The organism is Microbacterium sp. NPDC019599 (assembly GCF_040632175.1).
Classification (GTDB): domain Bacteria; phylum Actinomycetota; class Actinomycetes; order Actinomycetales; family Microbacteriaceae; genus Microbacterium.
The window spans coordinates 36,422-48,621 of record NZ_JBEYBL010000010.1 but is presented as its reverse complement, the minus strand read 5'-3'; the positions used below and the strand labels follow the sequence as shown (position 1 = coordinate 48,621).

Sequence of the window (12,200 nt, the reverse complement as noted above, 5' to 3'; positions counted from 1 at the left end):
CTCAGGGGCGGGGCGGGGTGCCCGAATCGGGCTCGTCGTCGTCCCACTTCGTGCCGTCGAGGTCGCCGCGCAGCTCGCCCGTGAGCTCGTCGACGGCGGCGCCGACGGTCGGTGCGAAGCGGTCGGGCGAGAAGCGGCCGGCCATGCCGTACTCCCGCAGGGTGTCCTTCACAGGGTCCTTCATCTCGGCGATGATGAGGCGGATGCCGTGGACCTGGAGGTACTCGTCGAGCTCCACGAGCTCGTCGATCGCCGTCGTGTCGATGTCGGTGATCGGCTCGGCGGCGAGGATGACGGTGTGCACGCCGGGCTGCGCAGCCTCGACGCGCGCGCGCACCCAGTCGTCGAACACGGCCCCGTTCGCGAAGAAGAGCGGAGCGTCGAAGCGCACGATGACGATGCCGGGGATGCGCTCGCCCTCGTCGGGGTAGCGCGAGAGGTCGTGGTAGCCGCGCAGCCCCCTCACACGGCCGAGCTCGGCCTTGTACGGCCGCCACGAGCGGTTCACGAACGCGAGCAGCGACAGGATGATCGTCACGACGATCCCCTCGAGGACGCCGAAGACGAGCACGCCGAGGAACGCTGCGAGCGACAGCGAGGCGTCGACCTTGTCCATGCGCCACAGGGACCGGAACCCGCGCACGTCGATGAGGCTCGTGGCGGCGCCCATGACGACGGCCGCGAGCACGGCCGACGGCAGGAACTCCGTGAGCCCCGGCGCGAGGAGGATGAAACCGAGGATGAGCGCGGCGCCCACGACCCCCGTGAGCTGCGTGCGCGAGCCCGCCTGCTCGGCGACGGGCGTCCGGGAGGACGATGCCGAGACGGGGAAGCCGCCGAGCGCTCCGCCGGCGATGTTGGCGATGCCGATGCCCGCCATCTCCTGGCTGCCGCTCACGGTCTCGCCGCGGCGCGCCGCGAACGTGCGCGACAGGACGGCGCTGTCGGTGAAGGCGACGAGCGCGATGCCGGCGGCGGGGCCCGCGAGGGCAGCGACATCGGTCCACTGCAGGCCCTGCAGCGCAGGGGCCGGCAGCCCCTGCGGCAGCGCGCCGACGACCGGCAGCGACTCGGACAGGCCCAGCACGCCCGTCAGGATCATCGAGAGCACGACGACGACGAGCACACCCGGCACGGGCGACTTGAGCCACTTGAGCACGAAGATGACGACGAGCGACAGGATGCCGAACACGGCCGCGAGCGGAAGCACCTCGCCCGATCCGATCGCCTGCACGATCGCGACGACCTCGGGCCAGATGCCCGAGGCGTCCGTCGAGAAGCCGAGGAGCTTCGGGATCTGCGACACGATCACGAGGAGCGCGATGGCGTTGAGGTAGCCGACCCGGATGGGCTTGGACAGGAGGTCGGTCACGAACCCGAGCCGCAGGATGCCTCCGAGCAGCAGCAGAGCGCCGACCATGATGCCGAGCAGGCCCGCGAGGGCGATCGCGCGCTGCCCGTCGCCGAGGGCGAGCGGCAGGATCGCCGCCGCGATGATCGGCGCGAGCGAGGAGTCGGGGCCCAGCACGAGGATCCGCGACGGCCCGAAGATCGCGTACGCGACGAGCGGCACGATCGTGGCGTAGAGCCCCGTCTCGGGCGGGAGACCCGCGACCTCGGCGTAGCCCATGCCGGCCGGGATGAGCAGCGCCGTCACGACGATGCCGGCGCGGACGTCGGGCCACAGCCAGGCCGCCTTGTACTCACGGGCGACCCGGATGCCCGGGATCCACCGGCCGATCCCCTTCGATGCCATGCGCGCGCCTCCCGCACATATCTTGGCGGACGGGCGCATCGAGCGCGCCTCGCGCGCGGCATCCCGCCGGCCGTCGTCATCCGCAGCGGGGGAGTCCGGATGCTGTCGCCGGCGCTGCCGCGGTGCTGGGCGCTTCGTGCGCGCAGCGGCGAGGCTGTGCGTCAGCGTGTGTCGGTGCCGCCCACGACGATCGAGGCGCTGCCGTCGGGTCGCACCGTGATCTGCCCCGTCATGAGGAACGGGACGTCCTCGCTCACGTGCCGGACCGAGCCGTCGAAGAGCGAGCGGATGTCGACCTCGATGTGCGCGACCGCCTCGATGGGCGGGATCTTCCAGTTCGCCGCGTCCGGTTCGACCTGGACCGTCGGCTGCCGCACGATCGACCACTGCGGGGCCGAGTCGATGCGATCCTCGACCGGGTACCCGAACGGGCACGCCGTCGGCAGGAGCACCTGCTGCGTCGCGCATTCCGTCAGGAACTCCTCGACGCGGTCCTGCACGACGCCGACGAACTCGGCCGTGGGCTCGGCCTGGACGTCCACGTCGGTCGCGTGCAGCGGGCTGTCGGACAGCACCGCGACACCGCGGCTCGCGGCGATCGGCGTGTCGACCGAGACGGAGTAGAGCCCCGGTGAGAACACCAGGAGCGGCACGGCGGCCACGGGATCCGCGTCGGGGCCTTCGGGGGAGACCTGCCGCTTGTCGATCTCGAAGCCGTTGACCTGGAAACTCATGGATCCGAGCACCGTCAGGTCGACGACGGCGAGCGGGCTGCGGGCGAAGCGCCACGTCGGGGCGACGCCGATCCAGCCGTCCCGCTCGACCTCGAGCGTCGTGCGCCCGGGGTATGCGCCCGCCGTGTACTCCACGACGACCTCGGTCTCGTCACCCTCGGTCGTCTCGGACACGACGCGGACGTCGGTGAGTGGGGCGAGGGCCGCGCTGCGCAGGAGCGCATCGGATGCGCTGACCGGCAGGCCCGCCGCCTCGAGCTCGGCGGAGTCGACGGCGACGCCCGCGACGGCGAGGGCATCCGCGGCGCGGCCGTCGGACAGCATCCCGAGGTACCGCTCGACGAAGGCGGAGGGGCTGTAGAACTCGCGGTAGAGCACGCTGACGCCGGCTCCGACGGCGCCCGCGAGGAGCACGCCGACGACGCCGAGGAGCGTCAGGTCGAGCGCGAGCGACCGGCGCCGCTTCCTCCCGGCCGGCGGAGTCTGGGGAGGAGAGGGAGGGATGCCGGTGGCCGTGGCATCCGGCTGTCCGTCGTGTGCGGGGGCCGATGCGGGCGGGGTCGCCGACGCGTCCGGCGACGCGGGCGCGCCGTCGGGCATCGCCTGCGCAACCCCCCGGTCCACGCGAACAGTCTAGGAACGTGCGCCCCGGAGAGTCCTGTACGTGACGCCGCGCGGCGCCGGTGTGCAATCCACGGCCGGTCCCGGGCTCCGGCTCGTTAGCATGAATCGGTGATCGCGCCGCCTCTGTCCGCCGAGCAGGAGGCGCTGTTCCGGCTCATCGAGGACACTCGCGAGCACGTGTTCGTGACGGGCCGCGCGGGCACGGGCAAGTCGACCCTCCTGCAGCACGTCGCGTGGAACACGTCGAAGCAGATCGCGGTGTGCGCGCCGACGGGCGTCGCGGCGCTCAACGTAGAGGGCCAGACGATCCACTCCCTCTTCAAGCTTCCGCTCGGCATCCTCGGATCGACCGACGAGCCGCAGTCCGATGCGACGCGCAAGCTGCTCAACGCGATCGACACGCTCGTCATCGACGAGATCTCGATGGTCAACGCCGACCTCATGGACGCGATCGATCGCGCGCTGGGCATGGCGCGCGGCCGTCGCGGCGAGCCGTTCGGCGGAGTCCAGATCGTGATGTTCGGCGACCCGTATCAGCTCGCCCCCGTGCCGCCGCGCGGTGACGAGGCGCGGTACGTCCGCGACCACTACCGCTCGTTCTGGTTCTTCGACGCGCACGTCTGGACAGGGGGCCGGGACGCGCTCGCCGACGGTCCGGCAATCGAGGGGTTCGCCGAGCTCGGGCCGTTCGGGGCCGACCTCAACATCCGCGAGCTCGTCGACATCCACCGCCAGTCCGACCCGGGCTTCAAGGCGATGCTCAACGCCGTCCGCCACGGCATCGTGACCGCCGACATCGCCCAGGTCCTCAACGACACCGGCGCGCGGACGCCTCCAGAGCCGGTCGAAGGCGAGACGCCCATCATCACGCTCGCGACCCGCAACGACATCGTCAACAGCATCAACCGCCGGCATCTGGACGCCCTCGGCGGGCGCTCGCAGACCGCGACCGCCGAGATCAACGGCGACTTCGGGCGCGGCGACGCCTACCCGGCCGACGTCGAGCTGCAGCTGAAGGTCGGGGCGCAGGTCATGTTCCTGCGGAACGACCTCGCGCAGTACCGCGAGGTGCCGCGCTGGGTCAACGGCACGATCGGCACCGTCACGCGCATCGCGGGCGGCACTGTGCGCGTCGACGTCGAGGGGCAGGAGTTCGACGTCGAGCCGGCCGTGTGGGAGAAGTTCCGATACTCCTACGACGCGGCGTCGAAGTCGCTCTCGCGCGACGTCGTGGCGGAGTTCACGCAGTTCCCGCTGCGGCTCGCGTGGGCCGTCACGATCCACAAGTCGCAGGGCAAGACGTACGACCGCGCCATCATCGACCTCGGCTCCGGCGCCTTCGCACCCGGGCAGACGTACGTCGCGCTCTCGCGGCTCACCTCTCTCGAGGGGCTGTACCTCACGCGGCCGCTGCGCCCCCGCGACATCCAGGTCGACCCCGACGTGCGGCGGTTCATGGCCGGGGTCCGTCGGGAGGCCGCCGGTCGCTGACGTCAGGCGACGGCGGTCGCCTTCGCCGCGGCGAGATCCTCGAACAGCTCGGTGTTGAAGCGGTAGGCGAGGAGCACCTCGTCGATGACGCGGTCCTGCTCCGCGGCATCCCACGGCGCAGCATCCAGCTGCTCACGGTAGACGTCCTTGAACGCCTTGGGGTCGGCGATGTCGGCGAAGAGGTAGAAGCCGATGCCGTTCGTCTGGAACCCGAACCGGCGCGCCATGAGCCGGCCGATGAACAGTCCTCCCGAGAGGTCGCCGAGGTACCGCGTGTAGTGGTGCGCGACGTAGCCGCCCGGCCAGGTCGCGGCGACCTGCTGGATGCGGGCGACGTACCTGCGGGTCGTGGGCAGGGGCGTGATGCGCTCGCGCCAGTCCGGCCCGACGAGGAACTCCAGGTCCGCCTCGAGCGCGGGCAGGCGCGTCAGCTTGTCGCTGATGAACACCGAGGCGACGGGGTCGCGGCGCATGCGCTCGGTCGCGGCCTCGAGCGCCTCGTAGATGAACCAGTGCTGCGCGACGAGCGCGATGTAGTCGTCGCGGGTGCCCTCGCCCTGGATGAGGTCCGCCATGAAGCCGGCGTGCTCGCTTGTCGAATGGGCGGAGCTGGACCGCTCGCGCAGTGCGGCGGAGAACGGGATCGGGTCGCTCATACCTTCAGACTAGCTCAAGGTAAGTATCGCCTAAGTTACGAATTCGCTACGCGTGCTCACGCGGCTCGACGCCCAGGCGCCGGCAGGCCTCGTCGTACAGCGCGACGACCTCGCGCCGCACGGCCGGACGCTCGTCGATCGCGCCGCCGGGCCAAGGGACGCGCACCTCGACCTGCTCGCCGTCGGCCGTCTCGGCGAGCCAGTGGCCGCCCTCGCCGTCGAAGCCGGCCATGGTCGCCGCGACGAGATCGGGCTCGGCGGAGAACGCGCGCGCGATCAGCAGATTGTCGCCGGTGTGGTCGCCGTTCATGTGCCGCAGGACGGCTGTCACCACGTCGTCGTCGAATCGGAAGGTCATTCCGCAAGCCTAGGGACGCCGACGCCGTGAGAATCGCCGCCGGTGTGTTTGAATCTATGGACGATCATCGGGGGGTGAGAGTTGAGGCACCTTCGCCGTCGCAGTCGCATAGGCGGCGCCGTCGCGAGCGCGCTCGCCCTCGCCCTGACGCTTTCGGCCTGCTCGTCGCCCGCTCTCGTGGAGATCGATCTGCCCGCGCAGACGGACGGCCCACTGCCGACCGAGACCGTCGAGCAGCTTCAGGATGCCGTCACCCACGCGATGGCCGCGTTCGGCGCTCCCGCCGCGATCGTGGGGGTGTGGGCGCCGTGGAGCGGCGAGTGGGTCCAGGGCCTGGGCACGCAGCAGCCGGGCGGCGAGGGCGCCGCGGTGTCGGCCGACCTGCATTTCAAGGCCGCTCAGGTCACGCGTGCGATGACCTGCGACATCCTCTACTCGCTGGTCGCCGAGAACGTCGTGGCGCTGGACGATCCCGTCACGAAGTACGTCTCGGGCGTCGCTGACCTGACCGACATCACGCTCGGGCAGCTGTGCGACGGCACGGCGGGAATCTTCTCGTACTCGGGACAGCTGCTGAGGTCGTGGCTGGCGAACCCGGAGCGCATCTGGAATCCCCATGAGCTCGCGAGCTACGGTCTGGGGCTCGGCCGCGTTCGCGCGGGAGTCGCGTACCGAAACTCGGACGCGAGCTACGTCCTGCTCGGACTCGCGCTCGAGCGCGCCACGGGATCCAGTGCCGCCCGGCTCATCGACGAATACATCACGACCCCGCTCGCACTCACGGCGACCGAGCTGCCTTCGAACAGCGCGGCCGCTCCTTCACCCATGCTCAAGGGATATCTCTCGCGCAAGGACAGCAAGGGCGTCATGAACTGCGCCGATCCGCGCGACATCACGCGGCTGTCGACGTCGACCGGTTTCACGGACTCGGGCGTCGTGACCGACATCCACGATCTCGGCCGCTACGCGCAGGCGCTCGCCGCCGACGCGATCGTGCCGGCTGGGACCGACCGGCTCGAGGGCGCACTCCCCGCAGGCAAGAACGCCCCGTCGTGGTTCACGGCGGGCGGAGGCGTGTTCCAGGCGGGATCGCTCGTCGGCCAGTACGGCTCCGTGCCGGGGTACGCCACCGCGGCTTTCGCGGATCCGTCGTCGGGCCTCACGGTCGCCGTGGTCCTCGACAACTCCGGCGGGGGAGCCAGGTCGGCGCTCATGCTCGCGTGGCAGCTGGCCGCGATCGCGTCGAAGGCGCCTGCGGCATCGGGCCAGACCACGCCGGAGGCGGGCCTGCCTTGGACGGCTGAGAAGTACCAGGACGCGATCACGTCAGCCGCGATCTGCCCGCTGCAGTGACCGCTGCCGTACAGCGGGGCGGCCAGGCGACGGCGACCGCCCTCGTCGTCACAGGGCTCGCGTGCCAGGAGGTGGGCGCGTCGCTCGCTGTCCTGCTGTTCCCGCAGGTGGGACCGCTCGGCATGGTCATGCTCCGGCTGGCCTTCTCGGCCGTCATCCTCCTGCTGATCGCGCGTCCGCGCGTGCGTGGGCACTCGCGCGACGGCTGGATCGCGGTCGTCGGATTCGGCTTCGTCCTGGCGGTCATGAACGGGCTCTTCTACCTCGCGCTCGAGCGGCTCCCGCTCGGCGTGACCGTCACGATCGAGGTCCTGGGGCCGCTGGTCCTGTCCATCGTCGCCGCGCGCCGCGCCTCGGCGTGGGTGTGGGCCGCCGTCGCGTTCGCGGGCGTGCTCGCCCTCGGCGGCGGCGGGTGGGACCGCCTCGATCCGCTCGGCGTGCTCTTCGCGCTCGGGGCCGCCGCGAGCTGGGCCTTCTACATCCTCGCGTCGGCGCGCGTCGGCCGGGAGTTCCCGAGGCTCGACGGCCTCGCGCTGGCCATGACGGTCGGCGCGCTCGTCTCGCTGCCGTTCGGCATCGCCTCGGCGGGTTCGGCCCTCCTCCAGCCCCAGCTGCTGGCGCTCGGCGCCGCGGTCGCGGTGCTGTCGTCGACGATCCCGTACGCGCTCGAGCTCATCGCACTGCGCCGGCTGGCAGCATCCGCCTTCGCGATCCTCATGAGCCTCGCGCCCGCGACCGCCGCGCTGGCCGGCTGGCTCCTGCTCGGGCAGGAGCTCGCATGGCTCGAGATCCTCGGGATCGGTCTCGTCATCGTCGCGAGCATCGGGGCGGTGCGGTCGTCGCAGCGCGCAGCGCGCGGGACGGCCGAGCCGCTGGGCTGACGGATGCCGGGCGTCGGCCGGTGCCCGGCCGGTCGTCCCTCGAGATGACAGAACTTCTGGCAGCTCGACGTCGATTCGCCAGAACTTCTGGCATCTCGGTGAGGTGCGTGTACCGCCGAGCCGCTCGGCTGACCCGGCGTAGTCGGATCGGACGAAGGGGACCACTGACCTTCGTCGGATCGGACAACAGCATCCGGGCGCCATCTTCTTAGGGTGGTCGCCATGCGCTCCCACGATGACGTCGCCGCGTTCCTGTCCGCCCGCTTCGCCGAAGCCGTCGCCGCCCGCGGCGTGCCCGGCGCCTCGATCGCGGTCCTCGTCGACGGAGAGGTCGTCGAGGCCGCCGCCGGTGTGCTCAGCACCGCGACCCACGTCGACACGACGACCGACTCGGTCTTCCAGATCGGCTCGATCACGAAGGTGTGGACCGCGACCCTCGTCATGCAGCTCGCCGACGAGGGACTGCTCGACCTCGACGCGCCGCTGCGCACGTACCTGCCCGAGTTCCGCCTCGCCGACGACTCCGCGGCGGGCGCCATCACGACGCGACAGCTGCTCAGCCACCAGGGCGGCTTCGAGGGCGACGTCTTCACAGACACGGGCCGCGGCGAGGACGCCATCGAGAAGTACGTCACCGCCGCGATCGCCGAGCTCCCGCAGCTCTTCACGCCGGGTGAGCTGTTCTCGTACAACAACGCCGCGTACAGCGTGCTCGGCCGGCTGGTCGAGGTGCTGCGCGGCACGACCTGGTCCGACGCCCTCGTCGAGCACATCGTCCGCCCCCTGCAGCTCACGCACGTCGCACCCAGCGCGTACGAGGCGATCCTGTTCCGCGCCGCCGTAGGTCACCTGGGCCCCGGCGCCGACGGCGTCGAGACCCCCGCGCCGATGTGGGCGCTCGCGAAGTCGAACGAGCCGGCCGGCTCGATGCTCGCCATGACTCCGCGCGACCTCGTGGGCTTCGCGAAGATGCACCTCGCCGGAGGCGTCGGCCCCGACGGCACGCGCGTCCTCTCCGAGGCATCCGCTCGCGCGATGCAGGAGATCCAGGTCGACCTGCCCAGGCTCACAGGCATGGGGGATGCCTGGGGCCTGGGCTGGGAGATCATCCAGAAGGGCGAGCCCGTCGTCATCGGCCACGACGGCGGCACGATCGGCCAGTCGGCGTTCCTGCGGCTCGTCCCCGAGCTGGGCATCGCGGTCGCGATGCTCACCAACGGCGGCGACGTCATGGGACTGTTCGACGACGTCGTCGCGCACCTCGTGAAAGAGCTCGCCGGGGTCACGCTGCACGGCTTCCCGAAGCCGCCGGCCGAGCCGGTCGCCGTCGACGCGGGGCCGCTCGTCGGCTCGTACTCGAACTCGACGTTCGACATGCTCGTCACGGTCGACGACGAGGGACTGCTCTGGATCGACAGCACGCCCAAGGGCATCCTCCTCGAGATGGGCCAGCAGCCCGAGCGGCACCAGCTCGTCGGCTACGACGTCGACACCCTCATCACGCTGCAGCCCGCGATGAAGGAGATGCACCTCGTCTACGCCTTCCTCGGCGACGACGGCGCAGGCCGCCGCAAGTACCTCCACTACGGCCGCGCGATCGCCCGCAACGACTGACCGCCCGAATCACAGCATCCCGTTCGCCTCAGCACCCGTCCCAGCACCCCCCGTCCCAGCACTCAAGAAAGTGACCCGCATGATCCCGATGAAGAGGTCGTCCCTCGTCCTGGTCGCCACGGCCGCCACCGCCGTGGCGCTCGCCGGCTGCGCCGCCTCCGGCACGGGCGGCGGCAGCACCGCCTCGTCCGAATACGCCGACGGCAAGACGTTCACGATGACGATGGTCGCCGACCCCGGCGCCCTCGACCCGCAGCTCTCGGCCGTGAGCGCCCTCTTCCAGCTCACGCAGTTCGCCTACGACAACCTCGTCGCCGTCGACGAGAACGGCGAGATCCAGTCGCAGCTCGCGACGGACTGGTCGGTCGACGGGACGACCGTGACCTTCACGATCGGCGACGGGATCACGTGCTCAGACGGCTCGGACTTCACGGCGCAGACCGCCGCCGACAACATCATGTGGATCGCCGACCCCGAGAACGCGAGCCCCTTCCTCGGCTCGTACATGCCGGTGGTCTCGGACGCGACGGCCGACGGATCGACCCTTACCGTCACGCTCGCCGCGCCCGCGCCGTTCGCCCTGCAGGGCTTCGCGAACGTGCCGATGGTGTGCGACGCGGGCCTGGCCGACCGCAGCCAGCTCGCCGACACGACGATCGGCACGGGCCCGTACGTCCTCACCGAGGCCGTCTCGGGCGACCACTACACGTACGAGCTCAACGAGGACTACGCGTGGGGCCCCGGCGGCGCGACGGCCGACGAGAAGGGGCTGCCCGCGACGGTCGTCGCCCGCATCATCCCGAACGAGACGACGTCGGCCAACCTGCTCATGTCGGGCGAGGTCAACGCGGCGCAGATCGTGGGACCCGACGCGCAGCGCCTCGAAGCGGCCAAGCTCTTCTCGGTGGGCATCGAGGCCCTCCTCGGCGAGCAGTGGTACAACCAGGGCGAGGGCCACGTCACGAGCGACCCCGCCGTCCGCATGGCCCTGACGCAGGCCCTCGACATCGCCGAGCTCCAGAAGGTCGTCACGAGCAACGCGGGCGCTCCGGCCAAGCGGCTCACCGTCATCCCGCCGTCTGCCTGCACGTACGACTCCGTGAGCGGCAACGTCCCCGCGACCGACATCGAGGGCGCAAAGGCGGCGCTCGACGAGGCCGGCTGGGCCCCGGGCGCCGACGGCGTCCGCGAGAAGGACGGCCAGAAGCTCGCCGTCACGTTCCTGTACGCCAACACCCTCGGCACGGGCGGCACCGCCGGCGCCGAGCTCGCCACGCAGGCCTGGGAGGCGATCGGCGTCCAGGTCGACGCCGCGCAGAACGACTCCACGACCATCACGGGCGCACTGTTCGGCACCGGCGCCTGGGACGTCGCGTGGGTCCCGCTGAACGTGAGCAACCCCGACCAGGTCGTCGGCTTCGTGTCCGGCCCCGCCGCGCCCGAGGGCACGAACTTCGCCGGCATCCAGAACGCCGACTACGACGAAGGCGTCGCCGAGGCGATGCAGATCCAGGGCACCGACGGCTGCGACACGTGGGCCGAGGCCGAGGCCGCGCTCTTCCAGGCGGCGGACGTCGTGCCCTTCGCGAACAGCGTGGTGCCGACCTTCGGCAAGGGTGCAGAGTTCGAGATGACCGGCCAGATCATCCCGACCAGCATCCGGATGCTCGCCGAGTAACGACCGATCCCTCACCACCCGGCGGGGCGCAGCGCCCCGCCGGGAGAAGGACCACGCCATCATGACCACGATGACCGCCCCGCTCTCCGAGGAGACGCGCCGCCTCGGCGACAGCCACTGGCCGCGCTTCGTCCTCCGCCGATCGGGGCGGCTCGTGGTCTCGCTGTGGGTGCTGCTGACAGCATCCTTCCTCATGATCCACGCGCTGCCGGGAGACCCGGTGCGCGGAGCCCTCGGGCCGACCGCCTCGGCGGAGCTCGTCGCCCAGCGCCGCGAGCAGCTGGGCCTGGACGACCCGCTCCTCCTGCAGTACTGGAACTACCTCGCGGGGGTCCTCACGGGTCGCCTCGGCGTCTCGTTCGGCTCGAACCTGCCGGTCGCGCAGGTCATCGCCGACCGGCTCCCGGCGACCGCGAGTCTCGCGCTGCTCGCATTCGCCGTCGCCATCGCCGTCGCGATCCCGGTCGGCGTCGTCGTCGCGGTCCGCACGCGCCGCGGCCGCGGGCGGGGACTCGAGCTCGGCTTCGCGTCGGGCAGCGTCTTCCTGTCGGCGATCCCGGACTTCCTCATCGGCGTCGCCCTCGTCTGGGTCTTCGGAGTCACGCTCGGGTGGTTCCCCATCGCCGGGCGCAGCGGACCCGATTCCTACGTGCTCCCGGTGCTGGCCCTGGCGATCGGGCCCGCTGCGGTCCTCGCGCGCATCGTGCGCGTCGAGATGCTGAACGTTCTCGACGCGGACTTCATCCGCACGGCCCGCGCCAAGCGGCTGCCGGCGTGGCGCATCCACCTCAACCACGCGCTCCCGAACGCCGTGACGGCGACCCTGACCCTCGCGGGTCTTCTCCTGGCATCGCTCGTCGTCGGAACCGTCCTCGTCGAGAACGTCTTCGCGTGGCCGGGCCTGGGCTCGACGATCGTGCAGGCGATCCTCACGAAGGACTACCCGCTCGCGCAGGGCGTCGTGCTCGTCTACGGCGTCGGCGTGCTCGTCATCAACACGATCGTCGACGCGGCGCTGCTCGTGCTCGACCCGCGCACGGCGGCGGAGGACTGAC

10 protein-coding genes are annotated in these 12,200 nt (G+C 71.2%); 6 read left to right on the top strand and 4 right to left on the bottom strand.

What is annotated here, in order from left to right; all coding sequences use genetic code 11:
• Position 1 precedes the first annotated feature (1 nt).
• Positions 2-1,756, bottom strand: coding sequence for a sulfate permease (sulP, locus tag ABZ477_RS15790; protein WP_360135129.1), 1,755 nt, complete (start codon positions 1,754-1,756; stop codon positions 2-4).
• A gap of 161 nt (positions 1,757-1,917) precedes the next feature.
• The gene (locus ABZ477_RS15785) at positions 1,918-3,114 is read right to left on the bottom strand and encodes a hypothetical protein (RefSeq protein ID WP_360135126.1); all 1,197 of its coding nucleotides are present in this window, start codon (positions 3,112-3,114) and stop codon (positions 1,918-1,920) included.
• A gap of 108 nt (positions 3,115-3,222) precedes the next feature.
• On the opposite strand from ABZ477_RS15785, the gene ABZ477_RS15780 reads away from it, so the two are divergent.
• Complete coding sequence (locus ABZ477_RS15780; RefSeq protein ID WP_360135123.1) at positions 3,223-4,605, top strand: DEAD/DEAH box helicase; 1,383 nt, start codon at positions 3,223-3,225, stop codon at positions 4,603-4,605.
• 2 nt (positions 4,606-4,607) lie between these two features.
• Here the strand turns inward: ABZ477_RS15780 and ABZ477_RS15775 are convergent, their stop codons facing one another.
• Positions 4,608-5,261 (bottom strand): biliverdin-producing heme oxygenase, encoded by a 654-nt coding sequence (locus tag ABZ477_RS15775; protein WP_360135120.1) that lies wholly within the window; start codon positions 5,259-5,261, stop codon positions 4,608-4,610.
• 46 nt (positions 5,262-5,307) lie between these two features.
• The gene (locus ABZ477_RS15770; RefSeq protein WP_360135117.1) at positions 5,308-5,619 is read right to left on the bottom strand and encodes a DUF2470 domain-containing protein; all 312 of its coding nucleotides are present in this window, start codon (positions 5,617-5,619) and stop codon (positions 5,308-5,310) included.
• Positions 5,620-5,700: 81 nt separating this feature from the next.
• Between ABZ477_RS15770 and ABZ477_RS15765 the strand changes: the two genes are divergently transcribed.
• The 5 genes from ABZ477_RS15765 to ABZ477_RS15745 all read left to right on the top strand — a co-directional run bounded on the left by ABZ477_RS15765 (position 5,701) and on the right by ABZ477_RS15745 (position 12,199).
• Complete coding sequence (locus ABZ477_RS15765) at positions 5,701-6,972, top strand: serine hydrolase domain-containing protein (RefSeq protein WP_360135114.1); 1,272 nt, start codon at positions 5,701-5,703, stop codon at positions 6,970-6,972.
• Entirely contained in the window at positions 6,969-7,853 is an 885-nt protein-coding gene (locus ABZ477_RS15760; RefSeq protein WP_360135111.1) for an EamA family transporter, read from the top strand. Before ABZ477_RS15765 ends, ABZ477_RS15760 begins: the two co-directional genes overlap by 4 nt.
• Positions 7,854-8,075: 222 nt before the next feature.
• Positions 8,076-9,467, top strand: a complete 1,392-nt coding sequence (locus tag ABZ477_RS15755) for a serine hydrolase domain-containing protein (protein WP_360135108.1) — start codon at positions 8,076-8,078, stop codon at positions 9,465-9,467.
• Positions 9,468-9,546: 79 nt separating this feature from the next.
• On the top strand, positions 9,547-11,145 hold the full coding sequence (locus tag ABZ477_RS15750) for an ABC transporter substrate-binding protein (RefSeq protein WP_360135105.1): 1,599 nt from the start codon (positions 9,547-9,549) through the stop codon (positions 11,143-11,145).
• 61 nt (positions 11,146-11,206) lie between these two features.
• Positions 11,207-12,199 (top strand): ABC transporter permease, encoded by a 993-nt coding sequence (locus ABZ477_RS15745; protein WP_360135102.1) that lies wholly within the window; start codon positions 11,207-11,209, stop codon positions 12,197-12,199.
• Position 12,200: the final 1 nt, after the last annotated feature.